This window comes from Actinoplanes sp. L3-i22 (genome assembly GCF_019704555.1).
Classification (GTDB): domain Bacteria; phylum Actinomycetota; class Actinomycetes; order Mycobacteriales; family Micromonosporaceae; genus Actinoplanes.
On the sequence record NZ_AP024745.1, the window covers coordinates 6,014,319 to 6,035,683 of the forward strand.

Genomic DNA, 21,365 nt, shown 5'->3' on the forward strand with positions numbered 1-21,365 from the left:
CGAGGCCGGTTGCTCGTTGTCGCAGATCGTCGGGAACCCGGCCCGCCACGACGGGCAGCGGCTCGGCCGGGAGCCTGCCGCGTGGGGTTGGGCGGGGCTTTGTCCGTACCGAAAGCGGAATTTGATCTTGATTTGAAAGACCGCGGCGCCCGCGAGAGGCGGACGCCGCGACGATCGGAAGCGGTCAGTGCTCGTTGAGCAACCCGTGGGTCTCGGCGATCTTGGACCAGGACTTCGGGGCGACCGGCTTGGTCAGCGCGCGGGCGGCGCTGGGCAGGGCCGGCTTCGACGGGGTGTAGAGCCAGGCCTGGAACAGCGCGTCCAGGTCCTTGCCGGAGATCTTCTCGGCCAGCGCGGTGAACTCCTCGGTGGTCGCGTTGCCGTACTTCTTCCCGGCGACCCAGGTGCGCAGGATCTCGAAGAAGTCGTCGTCGCCGACGGCCAGGCGCAGCTGGTGCAGCGTCATCGCGCCGCGGTCGTAGACGGCGTCGCCGAACAGCTGGTCGACGCCCGGGTCGGCGGGCGCGGTGGTCCAGACGGCGGCGTCGTCCGGGTAGGACGCGTACGTGTAGTCGAAGAGCTCCTGCGCGGTGCCCTCGTCGTTCTTCTCCGACCACAGCCACTCGGCGTAGCTGGCGAAGCCCTCGTTGAGCCAGATGTTCTGCCAGTCGCGGACCGAGACCGAGTCGCCGAACCACTGGTGGGCGTTCTCGTGCGCGATCACGTACGTGTTGGACCCGCGCCGGAAGAACGCCGACGAGTAGTTCGGCCGGGTCTGGTTCTCCAGGGCGAAGCCGAGCGTGCCGGGCGGGGTGACCACGCCGCCGCGGGCCTCGAACGGGAACGGGCCGAAGACCGTCGACTCCCAGTCGGTGATCTCCGCGGTGCGCTCGACGCTGGCCTGCGCGGCGTCCCGGAAGTCCTGCGGCAGCAGCTGCGAGTACGCGTTGTACACCTGCGAACCGTCGGCGGTGGTGTCGGTGGTGATGTCGTACTGCCCGACGGTCAGGAACGTCAGGTACGTGGCCTGCGGCTTCAGCGACCGCCAGCTCCACCGGGTGTAGCCGAGCGTCTCGCGGACCGGCGGCCGCGGCTGCACACCGTTGCTGATCGCCTCGACCCCGTCCGGCACGGACACCGACACGTCGAAGGTGGCCTTGTCCGACGGGTGGTCGTTGGACGGGTACCACCACCAGGCGATCTCCGGCTCGCCGACGGCGGCCGCGCCGTCCGGCGTCTTGATCCAGGCGGTGTAGCCGGCGGCGACCTTGGACGACGGCACGCCCGAGTACTGCACGACGATGGTCAGCGCGCCACCGGCGGCGACGGTCCGGGCCGGGGTGACGACCAGCTCGTGGTCGCCCTGCCGGGCGAAGGTCGCCGGCCGGTTGTTGACCAGCACCGACGACACGTCGAGCACGAAGTCCAGGTTGAACCGGCTCAGGTCCTGGGTCGCGGTGGCCAAAATCGTGGTGGTGCCGGTGAGCTTGTCGGTGTTCGGCGTGTAGCGCAGGCGGATGTCGTAGTGGGACACGTCGTACCCGCCGTTGCCGTAGTCCGGGTAGTACGAGTCCCCGAGACCCGGCGCACCGGGCGCGGGTGCGGCCTGGGCCGCGACCCCCGTGCCGGCCAGCGTCAACGCTGTGGCGAGGGTGGCCACTAGCAGTCGTCGCACGGTCGAACTCCTTCCGATCGGTAAGAGCTAACCGCGCCAACCTATCGAAGAAGCTCGACCCCTTGGGGGACTGACGCGTTTACGTCAGTGAATGTGATGAACGGGTCTCCGGCCCGAACCAGGTCAGCGCCTGGCCGTGCCCGCGCACCCAGGCGAGCGGCTCGCCGTCGACGACGAGCACGTTGTGCAGCGCCTCGGACGGCGGCGGGGGCAGCTCGTAGCCGGGGCCGACCACGGCCGGGCTCTCGACCGCGACCCAGTGCGCGTCCAGCGACCGGACGGTGTCGACGAACGCCTGCGGATCGGGCAGCTGGTACACCATCGACGTGTGGTAGACGACCAGGGTCGCCTTCGCCGGGGCCTTCGCGGCCAGCGCCGGCAGGTCGGTGACCGCGTCGCCGCGGACCAGCAGCGGCGGGTCGGCCCGGGCCACCTCGATCGCCTGGCGCAGCCGGTCGCGGCGGTGCTGCTGCTCCGGCCAGATCAGCGCTTCGAGCCAGGCCACGTCGCCGGGATCGGTCACGTCGAGCGGGTTGAGGTCCAGGCCGGCGCGCCAGACGACGCGCGGCAGCCGGGTCGGCGGGGTGAACCCGGTGGCGGTGCAGTCCAGCAGCGGGGTGCCGGCGCCGACCGTGCGGGAGCCGTAGCGGTAGGCGTACCGGTCGGCGAACAGGCACAGCCCGGCGGACGCCCCGACGTCGATCAGCGCCAGCGGGCCGGAGAACCTCGCCAGCGCCGGGAGCAGCGCGGCGCAGCGACCGACCTCGTTGGTCTGGGTGGCCCGGACCAGCATCTGCGCGGCGATGTCGGCCCAGCGATCGAGCGCGAAGGCCCGGAACTCGCCCGGGTCGGTGACCGGGCCGCCGAGCAGCCGGACCACCGCGAACAGCAGGTTCGGCTGCTGTTTGGGCCCGGGCAGGGTGGCCAGCCGCTCGAGCAGCTCGGCGTCCGAGGCCACGTGGTAGGCGAGGCGCTCGTAGGCGGGCGACACGTCGCGCGCCTCGTGTGCGGCGAAGTACAGGTACTCATCGGCGACGGTCATCGGTGCATGGTTCCAGGAAAATCGGTGGCCCGCTGCCCGGCTTGACCCCAAGGATGAGCCGATGACCACTTTCGAGGACCTGGTGGCCGAGGGCTCGTCGGTGCCGGTCGACGGCTGGGACTTCGGCTGGTTCGCCGGGCGGGCCACCGAGCAGCGGCCGAGCTGGGGCTACGCCGGGCTGATCAGCGACCGGATGACGACCGCCGGCCGGGTCCTCGACCTGCAGACCGGCGGCGGTGAGGTGCTCGCCGGCGCCGCCGCGGCCGGCCGCCCGGCGACGCTTGTCGCGACCGAGGGCTGGCCGCCGAACGCCGCCCTGGCCCGCGCGGCGCTCGAACCGCTGGGCGCCACCGTGGTGGAGGTGGCCGAGGACGCCGCGCTGCCGTTCCCGGACGCGTCGTTCGACCTGGTGGTCAGCCGGCACCCGGTGACGACCGACTACGCCGAGGTGGCCCGGGTGCTCGCGCCCGGCGGCACCTACCTGTCCCAGCACGTCGGCGCCGGCTCGGTGCGCGAGCTCTACGAGTTCATGATGGGCCCGCAGCCGCACCGCCCGGCCCGCGAGCCGTCGCACCACCGCGCCCTCGCGACCGCGGCCGGCCTGACCGTCGTCGACCTGCGCGACGAGTCCCCGCGGATGGAGTTCTTCGACGTCGCCGCCGTGATCGTCTTCCTGCGCAAGGTGATCTGGACGGTGCCCGGCTTCACCGTCGAGCGGTATCTGCCGCGCCTGCGGGAGTTGCACGACCGGATGCCGTTCGTGGCGCACTCGCGCCGCTTCCTCATCGAGGCCCATTCATAAATTCAACGGCTTGCGCGTACGGGCGGTGCGCGCCGACCGCCTCGGCGGTCCGGGCGATCTCCCGGGCCAGCAGCATCGCCCCCGCCTCGTCCCCCTCATCGCGGGCCAGCTCGGCGAGCAGGATCTGCTGGGTGAGCAGCCCGGGCACCATACCGGCCCGGCCGCTGAGCTCGGTGGCCCGCGCCCACTTCGCGTAGGCCCCCGCCCGGTCTCCGTGGTCCCGGTCGTGGTCGCCGAGGTGCCGCAGCGCCTCGCGTTCCAGCCGCGGGTCGGTGTTCTCCCCGGCCCGCAGCGCCGCCGCGTAGTGCGCCGGCGCGAGATCGCGCTGCCCGAGCAGGACGTCGGCGATCAGGCCCTGATACATCCGCGCCCACCCGTGCCGCACCGGATCCGGCGCGGCCTCGGCCAGCCCGGCCGCCCGGTCCCGCAGGTCGCCCCGCTCCCCGGCGCGCAGCAGGAGCAGGTAGTCGTGCCGCAGCCGCAGGAAGTCCAGATCCCAGCCGCTGCCGAGCCGGGCCGCGGCGGCCAGCCGCCCGGTGGCGAGGTCGGTCCCGGCGAACCAGTCGGACTCCAGCGCCACCTCGGCGGCGGTCACCGCCACCCGGAAACCGCCGGGCGTCGCGTCCAGAAGCGACAGGGCCCGCTGCCAGCGCCCGGCCCAGGCCAGTTCGCGGGCCGCTTCGAGAATCTCGTCGAGATCGGTCATGCTCCGCGACGGTAGTTATGCGAAAAACTATCCACAAGAAAACTACTTCGGAGGTACGTCGTGAAGGACGTCATCGACGAGCACGTCGCCCTGTGGGTCCGGGAGCTCGACTCGCTCGACCCGGTGCAGGAGGCGATCGTCGGGCGGCTGTCGCTGCTGGGCCGGCACCTGGCCGGGTCGCGGCGGGCCGCGCTGGGCGCCAGCGGGCTCAAGCACTGGCAGTTCAAGGTGCTGCTGATGTTGCGGCGGGCCGGGGTGCCGTACGAGCGCAGCCCGTCGCAGCTGGCCGAGCATCTCGGGCTGACCCGGGGCGCGCTGTCCGCCCGGCTGCGGCCGCTGGAGGAGGCCGGGCTGATCGTGCGGACCAGCGCGGGCGCCGACCGGCGCCGGGTCACGGTCCGGCTGACCCCGGCCGGGCTGGCCACCTGGGAGCGGCACACCGGCGCGGAGAGCGCGGCCGAGGCGGCGCTGCTGGCCGCGCTGACCGCCGCCGAGCGCGACCAGCTCGCCGGCCTGCTGCGCAAGCTGGTGCTGCGCGCCGACGGCTGATCACCGGGTCAGCGCGGCGACGACGGCGGCGATCGCCGGATGGCCGGCGGCGCCTTTGCGGTAGGCGATCCGGGTGCGCCGCCGCAGCCCGAGCGGGACCAGGCGTACGCCGTCGGTCGGCGCGGCGGCGAGCTCGGGCACCAGCGACACCCCCAGCCCGGCTCCGACCAGGGCGAGCACGGTCGCGAAGTCGTCGGCCCGGTGCCGGACCCGCGGCGTGAAGCCGGCCGCGGCGCAGGCCCGCACGGTGGCCTCGTGACACAGTGTCCCCGCGCTCGCCATGATCCACGGCTGGTCGCGGGCGGCGTCCAGGCTCGCGCAGCCGCCGGCCGCCGGGACGGCCAGGAACACCGTCTCGTCCAGCAGCGGCACCGAGTCCAGGTCGGCGTCCACGTCGCCGGGTGCCACGTCGTAGTCGTTGAGCAGGGCCACGTCCAGGCGCCGCTCGCGCAGCGCGGCCGGCGCGTCGGCCGGATCCACCTCGGTCACCATCAGCTCCAGCGCCGGGTACTCGCGGCCCAGCGTGACCAGGGCCGGCGGGAGCAGGGTGCGCACCGCGGTCGGGAACGCGCCGATCCGCAGCGGCCCGGCCGGGCCGGCCTTCAGCGCGGCCAGCGCGGCGCCGGTCTCCTCCAGCGCGGACAGCACCCCGGCGGCGTGCCGGGCCAGGACCTGCCCGGCGGCGGTGAACGTGACCCGGCGGCCGGTGCGTTCCAGCAGGGCGACGCCGGCCTCGCGTTCCAGGGCGGACAGCTGCTGGGAGACGGCGCTCGGCGTGTACGAGCGGACCTGCGCGACCGCGGCGATCGTGCCGAGTCGTTCCAGGTCGCAGAGCAGGCTGAGTTTGCGCACGTCGAGCATCAGTTCAGCTTACGGGTATCGCCAGGAACGTGAACTGGACCTGATGCTCGTTCCGGGCGAGGCTGGTGGGCATGGACTTGACCGGCGTTTTCGTCCCGATGATCACCCCGTTCGATGCTTCCGGGGCGGTGACCTACTCCGTACTGGAAAATTTGGCTCGGGAAATGTTGGAAGCGGGTGTGTCCGGCCTGGTCGCGCTCGGCACCACCGGGGAGCCGTCGTCGCTGACCGCCGACGAGCAGCGCGGCGTGCTGGAGGTGCTGGCGCGGGTGTGCCGGGATCGCGGGGCGCCGCTGATCTCGGGGGTGGCGTCGCCGGGGGCCGATGCGGTGCTGAGCCTGGTGCCGCCGTTCGTGCGGCCGGGCCCGGAAGGGGTGGTGGCGCACTTCACCGCGCTGGCGGAAACCAGTGCGGTGCCGCTGGTCGTCTATCACGTGCCGGCCCGGACCGGGCAGGCCCTGGATGCCGCGACTCTGCGGCGGATCGGCGCGCTCGACCGCGTGATCGGCGTCAAGTACGCGACCGGCGCTCTCGACGCGGACGTGGTCGCGCTGCTGGCCGACCCGCCGCCGGGCTTCGCGGTCCTCTCCGGCGACGACGTGTTCCTCTCTCCGCTGCTCGCGCTCGGCGCCACCGGCGGCATCCTCGCCTCGGCGCACCTGGCCACCGAACGTTTCGTCGCGCTGCACCGGGCCTGGCAGGACGGTGACCCGGCCACCGCCCGGAAGCTGACCCACGAGTTGAGCCCGCTGTCGGCGGCGCTGTTCGCCGAGCCGAACCCGGCGGTGGTCAAGGCGGTCCTGCACGCGCGGGGCCGCATCCCGACCGCTGCGGTCCGACTCCCGCTGCTGCCCGCCTCGGCGGCCGCGCTCGACCGCGCCCAGCGCCTGATACCGACCGCGAGAATATCGACAGTATCTGATCTCTGACAGGGTCCGGCGGCCCCGGTGATCTACGCTTCGGCGTGCGTTTTCAAGTGCTCGGGCCGCCCGAGGTCTGGGACGGCGACCGGCTGGTCCAGCTCGGCGGCCCGCAGCAACGGGCCGTGCTCGCCCTGCTGCTGGTCCAGGTAAACCAGGTGGTCTCGACCGAGCGGATCTGCGAACGGCTCTGGGGTGACCAGGCTCCGGCGGCGGCCCGCAGCCTGGTGCAGGGCTGCGTCGCGAAGCTGCGCCGGGCCCTGCGCGACGGCCCGCACGATCCGCTGGTCACCCGCCCGCCCGGCTACCTGCTGCGTCTCGACCCGGACGCCCTGGACGTGGGCCGGTTCGAGCAACTGGTCGACGACGCCGACCGGCTCGCCGGGCACGACTCCGGGCCGCGGCTGGAACAGGCCCGGGCCCGGCTGCGCGACGCGCTCGCGCTGTGGCGCGGTCCCGCGTACGACGGCATCGGTCTGCCGGCCTGCCAGGCCGAGGCGGACCGCCTGCACGAACGCCGGCTGGCCACCGTCGAGAAACGCGTCGACCTCGACCTGCGGCTGGGCCCGGACGCCGCGCTCGTGGCCGAGCTGCGCGAGCTGACCCGCGAACATCCGCTGCGGGAACGTCTCTGGGGTCAGCTGATGCTCGCCCTGCACCGCACCGAGCGGCGCGCCGACGCCCTCGACGCCTACCGGGAGATCCGCCGCGCGCTCGTCGACGAGCTCGGTGTCGAACCCGGCCCGGCCCTGCAACGGATCCACCGCACGATCCTCGCCGACACCCCGCCCACCGACCCGCCGCCCGCACCGGCGCCGCAGTCGGGCGGGCCGGCGCAACTGCCCGCGCCGGTCGCCGCGTTCACCGGCCGCGACCACGACCTGAACCGCCTCGACACCCTGCGGGCGGGCGCGTCGATCGTGGTCATCTGCGGCACCGCCGGCGTCGGCAAGACCGCCCTGGCCGTCCAGTGGGCGCACACGCTCCGCGGCCGGTACGACGGCGGCCAGCTCTACCTCGACCTGCGCGGCTACGCCACGGCCGGGCCGGTCGCACCGGTCGAGGCGCTCACCGGGTTCCTGGCCGCGCTGGGCGTGCCCGCCGACCGGGTCCCCACCGACGAGACGCAGGCCGCCGCCCTGTACCGCAGCCTGGTCGCCGACCGGCGGATGCTGGTGCTGCTGGACAACGCGTACGGCGTCGAGCAGGTCCGTCCCCTGCTGCCGGGCGGCCCGGAACACCTGGTCGTGGTCACCAGCCGCGACACCCTGGGCGGTCTGGTGGCCCGCGACGGCGCCGCCCACCTGCGGCTCGGCGTGCTCGGCCCGGACGAGGCGCAGGCGCTGCTCAGCCGGGTCCTCGGCGCCGAGCGGGTGGCCGCCGAACCCGGGGCGACGGCCGAGCTGGCCCGGCTCTGTGCACACCTGCCGCTCGCCCTGCGCATCGCCGCGGCCGACCTGGTCACCCGCCCGGCCCGGCCGATCGGCGCGCACGTCACCCAGCTCCGCGGCGACAACCGGCTGGGCACCCTCGCCGTCGACGGTGACCCCGAGTACGCGGTCCGGGCCGCGTTCGGCGTCTCCTACGCCAGCCTGCGACCGGCCGCCCGCCGGCTGTTCCGCCGCCTCGGCCTGGCCCCCGGCCCGGACTGCACCGCCGACGACGCCGCCCTGCTCGGCGACCTCGACCGGGACACCGCCGCCGGGCTGCTGGGCCGGCTGGCCGGCGCGCACCTGGTCGACGAACACCTGCCCGGCCGGTACGCCGGCCACGACCTGCTGCGCCTGTACGCCGCCGAACGGGCCGCCGCCGAGGAACCCGCCGACCAGCGGCGGGCCGCCGGGCAACGCCTGCTCGACGGCTACCTCGACCGGGCCCGGGCCGCCGCCGACGTGCTCTACCCGCACATGCTGCGCCTGCCGGGCGCCGCCGCCGGCCCCGCCCACCAGGACGCCCTGGCCTGGCTGGAAGCCGAACGCCACAACCTGGTCATCGCCGTCGGCAGAGCCGCCCGCGAGGGGCCGCGCCGCTCGGCGTGGCTGCTCGCCGACGCGCTGCGCGGCTACTTCCACCTGCGCCGCTACACCGCCGACTGGTTCACGGTCGCTAATGCCGCCCTGGACGCGGCCCGCGCCGACCACGACGACGCGGGGCAGGCGGCGGCCCGGCACAGCCTCGGCACGGCGTACCGCAGCATCAGCGACCACCACGAGGCGCTGCGCCAGTACGCGAAGGGGCTCGGGCTGGCCCGGCGGTGCGGCTGGGCGCAGGCCGAGGCGACCGCCCTGGGCAACCTCGGCATCGTCAGCCGCAAACTGGGCCGGCTGCGCGCCGCCGCCCGCCAGCTGGACGCCGCGCTGGTCATCGACCGCCGGCTCGGCCGGACCGCCGGGGAGGCCAACAACCTGAGCATGCTCGCCACCGTGTACCTGGAGATGGGCGACCTGGACCGGGCCGCCGAGCACTTCGCCGCGGCCCTGGAGCTGAACACCCTGATCGGCAGCCGGCACGGCGAAGCCCTGGCCCTGACCGGTCTCGGTCAGGTCGCCCTGGAACTGGGCCGGTCCGACGACGCCGGCACCCACCTCACGGCCGCCCGGCACCGGTACGCCGAGGTCGGCGATCGCGACGGCGCCGCCGTCACCCACTGCCTGCTCGCGCTGCGCGACTGCGACCTCGGCCGGCCCGGCCCGGGCCGCGAGCACGCGCTGACCGCCCTGGCCCTGGCCCGGGAGTTCGGCGACCGGCAGACCGAGGCGATGGCCCTGAACGCCCTCGGCGCCGCCGACCGGCTGCGCGGCGAGCCCGACGCGGCGGCCGGGCACCACCGGCACGCCTACCAGCTGGCGCAGGACACCGGCAGCCGCCGAATCGAGAGCGAGGCCCTGATCGGGCTGGCCGCCGCCCACCACGGGCTCGGGCAGCACGACACCGCCGACGCCCTGGCCCGGCAGGCGCTCGGCCTGGCCCGCCTCGGCGGGTTCGCGGTCGTGGCCGCCGCCGCGCAGGCCTCGCTCGCGTCGATCTCCGGGGCGGCGCCCTGCCGCTGACCAGCATGCCCATCGTCTGCCCACCACCTGCCCAGCGCCGCCCGGGACGCTCGCACCGACCTGACCGGACGCGCGAGGGAGATGTCATGCGCACAACATTGCTGGGCGTGGTCGTGCTGACCGCCGGGCCCGCCACGCTCGACATCCACGCCAACGGCGGCATCGACCGGATCAGCAGCGGCGGGTTCGGGTTCGGCCAGTACGTCGGCGGGGCCGGCAACGACCGGGTCGACGGCGCGCAGGGCACCGGCACCGACACGTGCCGGGCCGACCCGGCCGACCCGAACATCCCGGGCAGCGTCGGCGACCTGGTGCTGAACTGCCCGTGAGAATGAGCCCCGGGCCGGAGGATTGGGGGCCCCTCCGGCCCGGTCCCTTTCCTGCCGGGTGTTGCCATCGCTGACCGCGGGACCACGCTGGCTACAGTCGCCCTGGCGAAAGCCCGCCGGCACGAGGGAGCGAATGGCGTGAGCGCTGAGCAGTGGGACCGCGAGCAGGCCGAGGAGAAGCGCCGGATCGCGGTCGAGGAGGAGGCGGTGATGGCGGCCTCGGGTCTGACCTTCACCGGGGAGCGGCTGACCGCCAGCACCGCTGCGGGGTCGTTCGTCGGCACCTACGCGCAGGCGCGGGCGCACGGCATGAAGGCCGGCGAGGTCAGCGAGGTCATGCCGGGCCGGCGGTTCCTGGTCCTGTCCGTGGTCTTCCACTACTACGACCGGTTCGACGGCCTGCCTCCCGATGTCTCCCCGGACCAGCGGGCCGAGTGGAACTTCACCGTGAACCTGGCGGAGATCGCGCCGGCCGACTGATCGCGACGGCGGGAATGCGGGGGCGCGGCATTCCCGCCGTACGCAAATAGGAATTTTGATTTTCAGCTGGACATGACCATGAGCATGGCCATCATTCCCTCGTCCTCGTGGACGGTGTTGTGGCAGTGCAGCATGTAGCCGTAGGTATTGTCCGCGTAATCGGTGAACTGCATGGCGATGACATTCGTGGACTGCGGTGAGATCAGAATGGTGTCCTTCCATTCCGCGTAGCCGCCGGTCGGCGCGACCCCGTTGATCGAGCGCACCTGGAACGGGACGTCGTGCAGATGGAACGAGTGGGTCAGACCGGTCGCGTTGGTGATCGTCCACACCTCGGTCGCGCCCAGCGTCGTCATGATCTCGCCGGACTCCATCGCGGTCATCGTGGTGCCGGCGACCCCGTTGATCAGCATGGTGTTGCCGCTGTTCGACAGGGCGATCGTGCGGGTCGCGTCGGGGCTGCTCACGTCCAGCGCGGTGAACGTGTTCAGGGTGTCCGGCAGGTCGTCGGCGGCGGTGGTCGCGGTGGAGGTCAGGGCGAGGATCGAGGAGGTGCCGCTGCCGCCGCGCGCGCCGCCGGCGGTGACCGTGGCCTGCAGGGTGACCGTGCCGTCGGTGCTGGTCAGGTCGATGCAGATCTCGGCGCGTTCGCCGCCGACGAGTTTGAGCGCGGTGACCGACAGCGGCGCGGAGAGCAGGGCGGCGTCCGTGGCGACCTGGGTGAACGCCGCGCCGTCGGTGCGGGTGATCGTGATGATGTCGGCGATCGACGCGTTGAGCAGGTGCAGCCGGACCCGGCTGACGCCGACCGACAGGGTCGGGGTGCCGGCGACGCCGACGTTGGCCCCGTTGACCAGCAGCGGGAACGAGGTGCTGGTGGCCAGTTCGGCGGCGGTGGTGGAGCCGATGACGCCGGCCGAACTGACCGGCAGCGACTGGATGATCAGCGGGAACTGGTCGGTGCCGTAGTCGCCGGGCAGCGCGGCCGCACCCTCGGTGTCGTCGTCGATCAGCAGCATCCCGGCCAGGCCGCTGGCGACCTGTTCGGAGGTGGTGCCCAGGGCGTGCGGGTGGAACCACAGCGTGCAGGCGCCCTGGTTGATGTCGAAGGTGGGGGAGAACGTCGCGCCGGCCTCGATGGTGTTCTGCGGGCCGCCGTCGACCGCGGGCGGGATGTGCGCGCCGTGCCAGTGCACGGTGCTGACGTCGTCGAGGTTGTTGGTGATGTCCATCCGGACGCTGTCGCCCTCGCTCACCTTGATCACCGGGCCGAGGAAGGCCTGGTTGAAGCCGCAGGTGGCGCTGCTGACGCCGCTGAGGATCTGGGTGGTGCCGGTCTGCATGTCCAGCGTGAACGCCTTGGTCCCGTCGCTGTCGGTGGTCGCTTCGAGCAGCGTGGGGACGGTCAGGGTGCCGCTGGTCGCGGCGCGGGCCGGGTCCGCGAACCGGGCGCTGATGCCCAGCGCGGCGCCGGTGAGGGCCAGGGCACCGATGCCGCGCAGCAGGGCGCGCCGGCTGACGGCGGGGTGGGCCGGCATGGACGCCGGACGATCTTTTTCGGTCATGGCCGGGGAAGTTATGAGTCGACCCTATGATTCCGGTGTGGACCTGATGTCAAAACCATCAGACTGTCCACAGAAAATCACCCCCTATTTGGGTACGGGCTGTGCCGACGCCCGTAAAAGCCTGTCGAACATGGCTTCCTGACAGTTTCCTCCCATGGTTCTTAAAGGATCGGCCGTCACGGTGAGCCGTCCTGACGCCAATCATGGAAGGCAATCTCATGCGCAGAAGAACCCTCGGTAATACGGCGCTCGTCGTGACCGCCCTGCTCACCCTGACCGGGCTCGGGGTGGCGATCGCGAACGCGGCGACCACGGACACCGCCACCAGCAGCGAGTGCGCCGACGTGTTCCTGACCACCGACCCGGCCGGCGATGCGGCCGGGAAGCTGTGCACGGCGGTGGAGGCCGACGGGACCGCGGTCAGCGGGGTGGCGCTCACGTTCACCCCGTCGGCGGCGTGCACCAGCAAGGTCATGCTGCGGGTCTCCGGTGTCGACCCGGCCGGCGCCGAGTTCGGTCAGGTGGCCGAGGTGGCGTGCGGTTCGGGTGCGGCGAGCGCGTCGTTCACCCCGGTGAAGGCGATCGCGCCGGACACGTTCCTGTGCGGCACGCTGCTGGCCGACCGGTTCACCGCGGCGCAGGCCTGCGTCGCGCTGTCGTAGGGCAGCACCCCGATAGGCTGCGGCACGTGACGCGACGTGTGCTGGTGACCGGCGGCAGTGGATCTCTGGGCCGGCGGGTGTTCGCGCGTGCCGCGGCCGCCGGGTGGGAGCCGGTCGGGACGTTTCTGACCGGGCCGGCCGCCACCGCGGACGTGCGGATGGACATCCGGGACCCGGCGGACGTGCGCCGGGTCGTGGCCGCGGTGCGCCCGGACGCGATCGTGCACACCGCGGCCGGGCGCGACCGCGACGACTGGCCGGCCAATGCGGACGGTCCCGCGCACGTGGCGCTGGCCGCGCGCGGGATCCGTCTGGTCCACGTGTCCAGCGACGCGATCTTCTCCGGGCGGGCGGTGCACTACGACGAGTCGGCGCTGCCCGATCCGGTCTACCGGTACGGCGCGGCGAAGGCGGCCGCGGAGACCGCGGTGCGGGCGATCGACCCGGGCGCCGCGGTGGTGCGGACCTCGCTGATCCTCGGTGACGGCAACGGCGCGCACGAGATCCTGACCCGGGACTTGATCGCCGGGCGGGCCGACGGCGCGCTGTTCACCGACGAGATCCGCACCCCGGTGCACGTCGACGACCTGGCCGACGCGCTGCTGGAACTGGCCGGCGGCGACTACGCCGGGGTGCTCAACGTGGCCGGCGCGGACGCGGTCAGCCGCTACGACCTGGGTGTGCTGGTCGCCCGCCGGGAGGGCCTGGACGTGGCGGCGATCCCGTCGACCTCGCTGGCCGCGCTCGGGTTGAGCCGGCCCGGCGACGTGCGGCTGGTCATCGACCGGGCCGCCCGGCTGCTGGGCACCCGGCTGCGCGGGGCGCACGAATATCTGAAGCGCTGATCAGGGGCGTGCCCGATACTGGCCGGATGAGTGACAGCCGCACGATTCGCGTGACCGTACGCGGGTCCTTCGACAACCTGACCGACGAGCAGAAGGCCGAGCTGGTCGCGAACGGCGGTGACGACCTGCTGACCGTCGAGTACACCGAGCGGGGGCACCTGACCTACGACCTCGCGGCCCGCCCGTTCTTCACGTTCCGCTTCGCCGAGCAGGTCGCCGGGGAGCAGGAGATCCCGCAGGCGACGATCCGCGCGGAGATGAAGGCGGTCACGTGGCTGGAGGAGCGCGGCTACGGCTACAAGAAGATCACCTCGCAGACCGTCGACATGTCCGAGGTGCCGCTGGGCAAGCGCGGTAAGCGGGAGGCCGCCAAGTCGTCCTGAGCCGGCCGCGCCCGGGACGACGTCAGGCCGGGAGGCGCTCGGCGGCGCTGCGTTCCACGCAGAACTCGTTGCCTTCCGGATCCCGCATGGTCACCCAGCCCGTGCCGTCGGGCTTGCGGTGGTCCTGGTAGATCGTCGCGCCGTGCGCCAGCATCGTCTCGACGAACTCGTCACGGGTGCCGGTGTGCGGCTCGATGTCCAGGTGGAACCGGTTCTTGCCGGTCTTGTCCTCGGGCACCGCGATGAACAGCAGGCCCGGCGACTGCTCGAACGACGGGGTGAGCAGCGCTTCCTCGCTGTCGGACTCCTCGTGCAACGCGTAGCCGGTGACCACGGCCCAGAACTGCGCGATCTTGAGCGGGTCGTGGGCATCGACGGTGATGTGCCGGATCGGGTTGTTCGCCATGGCGCCCATCATGCCAATGTCCGGACGTGCCGGTGACCCGGCAGCGGGTAGCCCGCGCTGGGCGGCAGCTCTTCGGCGAGCAGGTAGCCGCAGCGGCGGGCGACGCCGCACGAGCCGAGGTTGTCGACGTTGTGGATCAGCGCCACCTCGCTCATCGCGAACTCGGCGAACCCCCACCGGGTCGCCTCGTCGACCGCCCAGCTGGCCAGGCCCTGGCGGCGGGCGTGGGCGGCGATCCAGTAGCCGATCTCCCACTCGAACGGGCGCGGCATCTTGAGCGCGACGTGCCCGGCGAGCGCGCCGTCGCGGACGACCGCGAAGCCGTGGCGCCCCTCGACCGCCTGCGAGCGGATCCAGTCACGCGGGGCCAGGGCGCGGGTCCACGTCCGTACCTCCGGGTCGTCGAGAAGCGGCCGCAACTCGTTCGCATCGCGCATGGCCCACGGCCGCAATGTCAGCTCCACGGCACGAACCCTACATCGTCAACTCAAGGTTGACGGTCAGGGAATCGTCAACCTATGGTTGACCACATGACACAGGTTACCCCGCCGGTTCGCCTCGACGATCTCATCGGCGCCATCACCAAGAACCGTCCCGACAACCCCCTGGACCGGCTCTCCGACGCGGTCCTGCTCGGCGATCACCTGGGGGATCTGGCCGACCACCTGATCGGTCACTTCGTCGACCAGGCCCGCCGCTCCGGCGCGTCGTGGACCGACATCGGCCGCAGCATGGGCGTGTCCAAGCAGGCCGCGCAGAAACGTTTCGTACCCAAGGAGAAGCTGGACCCGTCGCAGGGCTTCAACCGCTTCTCCGACCTGGCCCGCAGCGCGGTCGTCGCCTCGATGAACCTGGCCAAGCAGCACGGCAACGTCGAGATCACCCCGGCGCACCTGGCGCTGGGGCTGCTCGAGCAGCCCGACGGGCTGGCCGTGGCGGCGATCACCGCACAGGGCCTGAGCCTCGACGCGGTCCGCGAGCGCCTGGTCGCGGCGCTGCCCGCGGGCGGCGCCGACGTGCCCGCGCTGATTCCCTACGACGCCCGGTCCCGCAAGGCCCTGGAGCTCACGTTCCGGGAGGCGCTGCGGCTGTCGGCGCAGGACTTCATCAGCACCGGGCACGTGCTGCTCGCCCTGCTCGAAGAGGAGGAACCGGAGGGCGGCGTGCTCAACAGCCTGGGCGTGCACAAGGCCGCGGTCGAGCAGACCGTGACCGCCGGGCCCGAGGAGGGCCAGAACCGTTAACCCAGCGGGAAGTCGGTCAGGGTGTGCCAGGAGTCGCCGGGCTCGGGCCGCCCGGTGATCAGGCGCAGCGCCGTGACCCGGGCCTTGACCGGCAGTTTGGCTTCCACCCCGGCGGCCACCGCGGTCAGCCCGGGCGCGTCGTGGCCGACGGTCAGGTGCGGGACGACGTCGGTGAACTGCCCGCCGTACGGCTCGGCCTGCGGGAACCGGACCGCGAGCCGGTTGGTCAGCTCCCGGAACGGCTCGGCCGGGTTCGGCGACAGCCACAGCACCCGGTCCCCGAACCAGCCGACCCGGTCCAGGCTCAGGTAGAAGCGCGGCACCCCGGCGGCGATCAGCCGGACCGCGGCCAGGACCTGCGGGGTCAGCTGCTCCGGCGGCAGGAACGGGAAGATCACCGTGATGTGCGCGGGCACGCCCCAGGACGCCGACCGGTCGTGCCGCGCCCGCAGATCGGCGACGGCCGGTTCGGCCTCGGGAATCGGAACGATCAGGGCGCTCTGCGTCGGTTCCATTCGCGAAGTGTCGTCGATGGTCGTTACGGAACAAAGCACATCACTGACGGATGTCATGCACGAGGGGTGACGCATAGCGGGGACGCGGAGGCACACCGAAAACCAGAATTGCTCTCATGACGCTCACCGCTTCAACCGATGTCGCGGCCTCCGGTGCGGGGCAGCTGGCCGTGAACTTGGACGGCGTGGTCAAACGATTCGGCACGGTCACCGCCGTGGACGGGATCGACCTGCGCATCCGCCCCGGAGAGGTGGTCGCCCTGCTGGGGCCGAACGGCGCCGGCAAGACCACCACCGTCGACATGCTGCTCGGGCTGTCGCAGCCCACCTCCGGCACGGTGCAGGTGTACGGCCGGTCCCCGCAGGACGCGGTCGCGCTGGGCCTGGTCTCGGCCGTGATGCAGTCCGGCGGCCTGCTCAAGGACTACACGGTCGAGGAGACCGTCCGGCTGACCGCGGTGCTGTTCGGCCGGCCCCGCGACGCGGTCCAGGTCGCCCTCAAGCGCGCCGGGATCGCCGACATCGCCGACCGGCTGGTCGGCAAGTGCTCCGGCGGGCAGCAGCAGCGGCTGCGGTTCGCGATGGCGCTGCTGCCCGACCCGGAGCTGCTGATCCTGGACGAGCCGACGACCGGCATGGACGTCGGGGGCCGCCGCGAGTTCTGGGACGCGATCCGCCAGGACGCCGAGGGCGGCCGGACGGTCATCTTCGCCACCCACTACCTGGAGGAGGCCGACGCGTACGCCGACCGGGTGGTGCTGGTGCGCCGCGGTCAGATCGTCGCCGACGGCACCGCCAGCGAGGTCAAGTCGCTGGCCGCCGGCCGGACCGTGCGCGCCACCCTGACCGACCCGGAGCGCCTGGACCTGTCGGTGATCCCCGAGGTCGAGTCGTCGGAGATCCGCGGCGACAGCATCTACCTGCACGGGCGCGACACCGATGCGATCGCCCGCTACCTGCTCAACCAGACCGACGCCCGGGACCTGGAGATCACCTCCCGGAACCTGGAGGACGCGTTCCTCACCCTGACCGCGGACGAGGAGACCCCGGCATGACCGCCACCACGATCCAGCGCACCCTTCCGAAGTTCGGCGGCTTCAACCTGGGCATGATCGCCCTGGAGCTGCGCCGGCTGGTCCGCAACAAACGCACCGTCGTCTTCAGCGTGATCATGCCGCCGGCGTTCTTCCTGCTCTTCGGCACCAGCTCGGACTACAAGACCGAGCGCATCGGCGACGGCAACGTCACCGGCTACGTGCTGATCAGCATGGCCGTCTACGGCGCGATGCTGGCCACCACGTCCGGCGGCGCGATGGTCTCGATCGAACGGGCCGCCGGCTGGAGCCGGCAACTGCGGCTCACGCCGCTCAAACCCGCCGCGTACGTCGCCATCAAGCTCACCCTCGCGATGATCATCGGTTTGGTGTCGGTGCTCGTCGTCAACGTCGCCGGGGTGATCTTCGGCGCCGACCTGCCGCTCGGCGAGTGGATCGCCTCCGCCGTCCTGGCCTGGGTGTGCGCGCTGGTGTTCGCCGCGTTCGGCCTGTTCATGGGCTACCTGCTGCCCAGCGAGAACGTGATGCAGGTGCTCGGCCCGGCGCTGGCGATCCTGTCGTTCGCCGGCGGGTTGTTCGTGCCCCTGGACACGCTCGGTTCCACCTTCGCGACAATTGCGAAATTCACTCCGGTGTACGGCGTGGGCGAGCTCGCCCGCTACCCGGTCACCCACACCGGGCACCTGTGGCAGCCGGTGCTCAACGTGATCGCCTGGACCCTGCTGTTCTCGGTCGGCGCGATGTGGCGGTTCCGCCGCGACACCGCCCGCGTCTGAGTCCACCGGTACCGTCACCTCATGTCGCCGGCACCCCTCACCGACACACCCGGCCGGATCGGTTTCCGAGCCGGCTGGGTGTTCGCCGCGATCTGGCTGTTCTATCTCGGCGAGACCCTCACCACCCTGCTGCACCACCCGGCCGGGATGTGGCGCGACATCGGGCTGGCCGCGCTCGGCCTGTTCGCCCTGACCTACGTGACGATCATCGCGACGATGCGCCGCGAGCGCCGGGACGGGCCGTACCCGAATCGGGTCTTTCCGGTCTGGATCGGCCTTGCCGCCCTGGTCGGTCTGGCCCTGCTGCAGGTTCCGGCGGCCGGGTCGTCGGTGCTGACCTGCGCCGTCTACGTCAGCGCGACCGCGGTGATGGGCCTGCCGCTGCGCCAGGGGCTGGCCGTCGCGGTGATCGTCGCCCTCACCGTCGAGATCAGCCTGCGGTTCGTGCCCGGCTGGCACGCCGTCAGCCAGGGCTACGCGCTCGCCGTCGTGCTGGCCGCCGCCGCCACCTGGGGGATGCGGCTGGCGTTCGAGCGGCAGAGCCGGCTGATCCAGGCCCAGCAGGAGCTGGCCGACCTGGCCGTCGCCGACGAACGCTCCCGGATCGCCGGCGACCTGCACGACATCCTCGGGCACTCGCTGACCGTCGTCGCGGTCAAGGCCGAGCTCGCCCAGCGGCTGCTCGACGTCGACATCGAACGGGCCCGCACCGAGCTGCGCGACCTGGAGGCGCTCGCCCGCGACGCGCTCGCCGACGTGCGGGCCACCGCGCTGGGGATGCGCGGCATCTCGCTGCCCGGTGAGATCGCCGCCGCCAAGGCCGCGCTGACCGCGGCGAACGTCGAGGCCGACCTGCCCGGCGCCGCCGACGACGTGCCGACCCGCAACCGGGAACTGTTCGCCTGGACCATCCGGGAAGCGGTCACCAACATCGTCCGGCACAGCCGGGCCCGGCACGCCGAGGTCCGCCTGAGCCCCAACAGCGTCGAGATCGTCGATGATGGTCACGGCGCCAGCACCTCTGACACCCCAGGTCAGGGGCTTGCCGGGCTACGCCGGCGGGCCGACGAACTGGGCGCACACCTGACTGCCGGGCAACGGGGGGACCGGCCCGGTTTCCGAGTACGAGTGGAGGTCCCCTCTTGATCAAGATGTTGCTGGCCGACGATCAGGCCCTGGTCCGCGGCGCGATGGCGGCGCTGCTCGACCTGGAGCCCGATCTGAAGGTCGTCGTCGAGGTCGGCCGCGGCGACGAGGTGGTCGACGCGGCCCGCGCGCACGAGGTCGACGTCGCGCTGCTCGACGTGCAGATGCCCGGCCTGGACGGGATCTCCGCGGCGCGGCTGCTGCACGAGGCGCTGCCGGCGTGCAAGGTGCTGATGGTGACGACGTTCGGCCGGGCCGGCTATCTGCGCCAGGCGATGGCGGCCGGGGCCAGCGGGTTCGTCGTCAAGGACACCCCGGCCCGCCAGCTGGCCGACGCGGTCCGCCGGGTCCACCAGGGCCTGCGGGTGGTCGACCCGGCCCTGGCCGCGCAGAGCCTGGCGCACGGCGACTCGCCGCTGACCGAACGCGAGACCGACGTGCTGCGCGCCGCCCGCGACGGGGGGACGGTCGCGGACATCGCCCGGGAGCTGCGGCTGTCCGACGGCACGGTCCGCAACCACCTGTCGTCGGCGATCGGCAAGACCGGCGCCCGCACCCGCGCCGAGGCGGTCCGGCTGGCCGTCGACAACGGCTGGCTGCTGGGCTGACCCCGCCCGCTCGGCATCGGCGCAGGCTCGCCCGTTCCGCCCGGCGTCGGGGTCCGCTCGCCCGTTCTGCCCGCCCGGCGTCGGGGCAGGCTCGCCCGTTCTGCCCGCCCGGTGCCGGGGCCCGCCCGTCCGTTCCGGCCGCCCGGCGTCGGGGACCGCTCGCCTGGGATCATGCTGCGGGTGATCGACAACCGGGCGGCGCTGGCCGAGCTGATCCAGCGGCTGAGCGACGACGACGAGCTCGACGAGATCCGGGACGCGCTGGCGGCCTGCGGCGACCACACCCTGGTCCCGGAGCTGACCGCGGCGCTGCACCGGTTCCTGGACCAGGGCGATGCCGCCGGCCGGGATGTGATCGCCGGGATCCTGGCCGGGGTCCAGGGGGCGCCGGCGCTGCCGGAGCTGCTGCGGGCGGCCGCCGTCGACCTCGGCGACGACCAGGACACCCTGGACGCCGAGATCGTCGACCTGGTGCACACCGACCCGGCCGCGGCCCGCCCGCACGTCCTGGCCCTGGCCGCCGGCCCGGACCGGCGGCTGCGCAGGATGGGCCTGAACCTGCTCGGCCTGGTCGCGCAACCGTCAGACGCCGGCCCGATCCTGGATGCGACCGCCGACCCCAACCCTGGCATCCGCACCGCCGCCGACCCCGCCCCGGACATCCGCACCGCCGTCGGCTCTGACCCGGACATCCGCACCGCCGTCGGCCTGATCCTGGACGCGGCGGCCGACCCCGACCCGGACATCCGCGCCACCGCGGTCGGTGCGCTTCCGGTCGAGAGCGACCGGACGTTCGCCGCTCTGGTCACCGCCCTGCGCGACGTCGACGCCGGGGTGCGGGTGACCGCGGCCGCCCAGCTCGGTTTCCAGGGCCGGGCCGAGGCGATTCCGCACCTGGCGGAGCTGGCCGGTGACCACGCCGACCGGGTGCGGCAGTTCGCCGCGATCGCGCTGGGCCGCATCGGCGGCCCGGACACCGCACCGGCCCTGCTCCGGCTGCGCACCGACCGGTCGCGCGACGTGCGCGAAGCGGCAACCGAGGCCCTCGGCTCGGCCGGCGGCCCGCAGGCGATCGCCGCGCTGCGCGCCATGGCGGAGAACCCCGACCCGGAGGTACGCATCCAGGCCGCCGCCGCCCTCCCGAAAGCCGGCGCCGAGGTCCTCCCGCTGCTCACCGCCCTGGCCGCCGACCCGATCCCGGAGGTCCGCACCGCCCTGGTCGCAGGCCTGGCCCGAGCCCACGCACCGATCCGCGCCGCGTCGGCCGCCGGCCGCGCAGTGCAAGCCCCAACAAGCTCCGAGCCGGCCGCCGGCCGCCCGGTGTCAGCCCCGCCCACGTCGGCGCCGGCCGTTGGCGACCCCGCGTCGGCAGCAGGCAGCGCAGCACCGGCTCCGGGCGGCTTCGACGCGCTGGTCCTCGGGCTCGCCGCCGACCCCGAGTTCGACGTGCGGCACAGCGTCGCCCGCAGCGTGCGCCTGATCGCCCCGGCCCTGGCCCCGTCGATCCTGCGCCGCTACCTCGACGACCCGGACCTGCGCACAGTCGCCGAGCGCGAGCTCTCCCGCCTGCGGGACTGAGCAGCGCAGAGGTCAGCGACCCGCCCACCGGGCCGATAGTGCGGGGGAGTCGAGCAGCCCGGCCCGAGCACGCCCGAACAGCCGACCGCCGCCGGCCGAAGCGATCCCCAGCCCTTCGCCGAGCAGCCACAACCCTCACCCGGCCGCCCGCCGGGGGCGCGTTCCGCC

Annotated in this window: 23 protein-coding genes; 15 read left to right on the forward strand and 8 right to left on the reverse strand. The window is 73.1% G+C overall.

Going from position 1 to position 21,365, the window contains the following annotated elements:
• Window positions 1-184: 184 nt before the first annotated feature.
• Together L3i22_RS26935 and L3i22_RS26940 are read right to left on the reverse strand one after the other, a co-directional pair.
• Window positions 185-1,675, reverse strand: a complete 1,491-nt coding sequence (locus tag L3i22_RS26935; protein ID WP_221320319.1) for a M1 family metallopeptidase — start codon at window positions 1,673-1,675, stop codon at window positions 185-187.
• Window positions 1,676-1,754: 79 nt separating this feature from the next.
• Entirely contained in the window at window positions 1,755-2,717 is a 963-nt protein-coding gene (locus L3i22_RS26940) for a DUF2332 domain-containing protein (RefSeq protein ID WP_221320320.1), read from the reverse strand.
• A gap of 61 nt (window positions 2,718-2,778) precedes the next feature.
• On the opposite strand from L3i22_RS26940, the gene L3i22_RS26945 reads away from it, so the two are divergent.
• Window positions 2,779-3,519, forward strand: a complete 741-nt coding sequence (locus tag L3i22_RS26945; RefSeq protein ID WP_221320321.1) for a methyltransferase domain-containing protein — start codon at window positions 2,779-2,781, stop codon at window positions 3,517-3,519.
• On the opposite strand, the gene L3i22_RS26950 is transcribed toward L3i22_RS26945, so the two are convergent.
• Window positions 3,500-4,225, reverse strand: a complete 726-nt coding sequence (locus tag L3i22_RS26950; protein ID WP_221320322.1) for a hypothetical protein — start codon at window positions 4,223-4,225, stop codon at window positions 3,500-3,502. The two genes, L3i22_RS26945 and L3i22_RS26950, sit on opposite strands and share 20 nt — an antisense overlap.
• A 60-nt stretch (window positions 4,226-4,285) precedes the next feature.
• Between L3i22_RS26950 and L3i22_RS26955 the strand changes: the two genes are divergently transcribed.
• The gene (locus L3i22_RS26955; RefSeq protein WP_221320323.1) at window positions 4,286-4,774 is read left to right on the forward strand and encodes a MarR family winged helix-turn-helix transcriptional regulator; all 489 of its coding nucleotides are present in this window, start codon (window positions 4,286-4,288) and stop codon (window positions 4,772-4,774) included.
• Here the strand turns inward: L3i22_RS26955 and L3i22_RS26960 are convergent, their stop codons facing one another.
• Window positions 4,775-5,635, reverse strand: coding sequence for a LysR family transcriptional regulator (locus L3i22_RS26960; protein ID WP_221320324.1), 861 nt, complete (start codon window positions 5,633-5,635; stop codon window positions 4,775-4,777).
• 71 nt (window positions 5,636-5,706) lie between these two features.
• Here L3i22_RS26960 and L3i22_RS26965 point away from each other — a divergent pair, with 71 nt between their 5' ends.
• The 4 genes from L3i22_RS26965 (at window position 5,707) to L3i22_RS26980 (ending at window position 10,414) form a co-directional block, all read left to right on the forward strand.
• Window positions 5,707-6,564, forward strand: a complete 858-nt coding sequence (locus tag L3i22_RS26965) for a 4-hydroxy-tetrahydrodipicolinate synthase (protein WP_221320325.1) — start codon at window positions 5,707-5,709, stop codon at window positions 6,562-6,564.
• A 35-nt stretch (window positions 6,565-6,599) separates the two neighbouring features.
• Window positions 6,600-9,605, forward strand: coding sequence for a BTAD domain-containing putative transcriptional regulator (locus tag L3i22_RS26970; RefSeq protein ID WP_221320326.1), 3,006 nt, complete (start codon window positions 6,600-6,602; stop codon window positions 9,603-9,605).
• Window positions 9,606-9,691: 86 nt separating this feature from the next.
• Window positions 9,692-9,934, forward strand: coding sequence for a hypothetical protein (locus L3i22_RS26975; protein ID WP_221320327.1), 243 nt, complete (start codon window positions 9,692-9,694; stop codon window positions 9,932-9,934).
• A 138-nt stretch (window positions 9,935-10,072) separates the two neighbouring features.
• Window positions 10,073-10,414, forward strand: a complete 342-nt coding sequence (locus L3i22_RS26980) for a hypothetical protein (protein ID WP_221320328.1) — start codon at window positions 10,073-10,075, stop codon at window positions 10,412-10,414.
• Window positions 10,415-10,476: 62 nt separating this feature from the next.
• On the opposite strand, the gene L3i22_RS26985 is transcribed toward L3i22_RS26980, so the two are convergent.
• A complete protein-coding gene (locus L3i22_RS26985; protein ID WP_221320329.1) occupies window positions 10,477-11,979 on the reverse strand; it encodes a multicopper oxidase family protein in 1,503 nt (500 codons plus the stop codon).
• Window positions 11,980-12,197: 218 nt separating this feature from the next.
• On the opposite strand from L3i22_RS26985, the gene L3i22_RS26990 reads away from it, so the two are divergent.
• The 3 genes from L3i22_RS26990 to L3i22_RS27000 are packed head-to-tail and all read left to right on the forward strand — an operon-like array spanning window position 12,198 to window position 13,869.
• Window positions 12,198-12,641 carry a hypothetical protein gene (locus L3i22_RS26990; protein ID WP_221320330.1) on the forward strand — a complete coding sequence of 148 codons (444 nt, stop codon included), beginning with the start codon at window positions 12,198-12,200 and terminating at the stop codon, window positions 12,639-12,641.
• A gap of 26 nt (window positions 12,642-12,667) precedes the next feature.
• On the forward strand, window positions 12,668-13,486 hold the full coding sequence (locus tag L3i22_RS26995) for a sugar nucleotide-binding protein (RefSeq protein WP_221320331.1): 819 nt from the start codon (window positions 12,668-12,670) through the stop codon (window positions 13,484-13,486).
• A gap of 26 nt (window positions 13,487-13,512) precedes the next feature.
• On the forward strand, window positions 13,513-13,869 hold the full coding sequence (locus tag L3i22_RS27000; protein WP_221320332.1) for a DUF6204 family protein: 357 nt from the start codon (window positions 13,513-13,515) through the stop codon (window positions 13,867-13,869).
• Between the two features lie 22 nt (window positions 13,870-13,891).
• On the opposite strand, the gene L3i22_RS27005 is transcribed toward L3i22_RS27000, so the two are convergent.
• Both L3i22_RS27005 and L3i22_RS27010 read right to left on the reverse strand, forming a co-directional pair.
• Window positions 13,892-14,275 (reverse strand): VOC family protein, encoded by a 384-nt coding sequence (locus L3i22_RS27005; RefSeq protein WP_221320333.1) that lies wholly within the window; start codon window positions 14,273-14,275, stop codon window positions 13,892-13,894.
• 8 nt (window positions 14,276-14,283) lie between these two features.
• Window positions 14,284-14,739, reverse strand: a complete 456-nt coding sequence (locus L3i22_RS27010) for a GNAT family N-acetyltransferase (protein ID WP_221320334.1) — start codon at window positions 14,737-14,739, stop codon at window positions 14,284-14,286.
• A gap of 66 nt (window positions 14,740-14,805) precedes the next feature.
• Between L3i22_RS27010 and L3i22_RS27015 the strand changes: the two genes are divergently transcribed.
• Complete coding sequence (locus L3i22_RS27015) at window positions 14,806-15,519, forward strand: Clp protease N-terminal domain-containing protein (protein WP_221320335.1); 714 nt, start codon at window positions 14,806-14,808, stop codon at window positions 15,517-15,519.
• Here L3i22_RS27015 and L3i22_RS27020 read toward each other — a convergent pair.
• Complete coding sequence (locus L3i22_RS27020) at window positions 15,516-16,034, reverse strand: 2'-5' RNA ligase family protein (RefSeq protein ID WP_221320336.1); 519 nt, start codon at window positions 16,032-16,034, stop codon at window positions 15,516-15,518. The genes L3i22_RS27015 and L3i22_RS27020 overlap by 4 nt on opposite strands.
• A gap of 116 nt (window positions 16,035-16,150) precedes the next feature.
• Here L3i22_RS27020 and L3i22_RS27025 point away from each other — a divergent pair, with 116 nt between their 5' ends.
• The 5 genes from L3i22_RS27025 (at window position 16,151) to L3i22_RS27045 (ending at window position 21,197) form a co-directional block, all read left to right on the forward strand.
• Window positions 16,151-17,089, forward strand: coding sequence for an ABC transporter ATP-binding protein (locus L3i22_RS27025; protein WP_221320337.1), 939 nt, complete (start codon window positions 16,151-16,153; stop codon window positions 17,087-17,089).
• Complete coding sequence (locus L3i22_RS27030; protein ID WP_221320338.1) at window positions 17,086-17,865, forward strand: ABC transporter permease; 780 nt, start codon at window positions 17,086-17,088, stop codon at window positions 17,863-17,865. Before L3i22_RS27025 ends, L3i22_RS27030 begins: the two co-directional genes overlap by 4 nt.
• A gap of 21 nt (window positions 17,866-17,886) precedes the next feature.
• Window positions 17,887-19,011: a sensor histidine kinase gene (locus L3i22_RS27035; protein WP_221320339.1), complete on the forward strand. Its 1,125-nt coding sequence runs from the start codon at window positions 17,887-17,889 to the stop codon at window positions 19,009-19,011.
• Window positions 19,008-19,619 carry a response regulator transcription factor gene (locus L3i22_RS27040; RefSeq protein WP_221320340.1) on the forward strand — a complete coding sequence of 204 codons (612 nt, stop codon included), beginning with the start codon at window positions 19,008-19,010 and terminating at the stop codon, window positions 19,617-19,619. The genes L3i22_RS27035 and L3i22_RS27040 overlap by 4 nt, the downstream gene beginning before the upstream one ends.
• Before the next feature lie 171 nt (window positions 19,620-19,790).
• Complete coding sequence (locus L3i22_RS27045) at window positions 19,791-21,197, forward strand: HEAT repeat domain-containing protein (protein WP_221320341.1); 1,407 nt, start codon at window positions 19,791-19,793, stop codon at window positions 21,195-21,197.
• Window positions 21,198-21,365 lie beyond the last annotated feature (168 nt).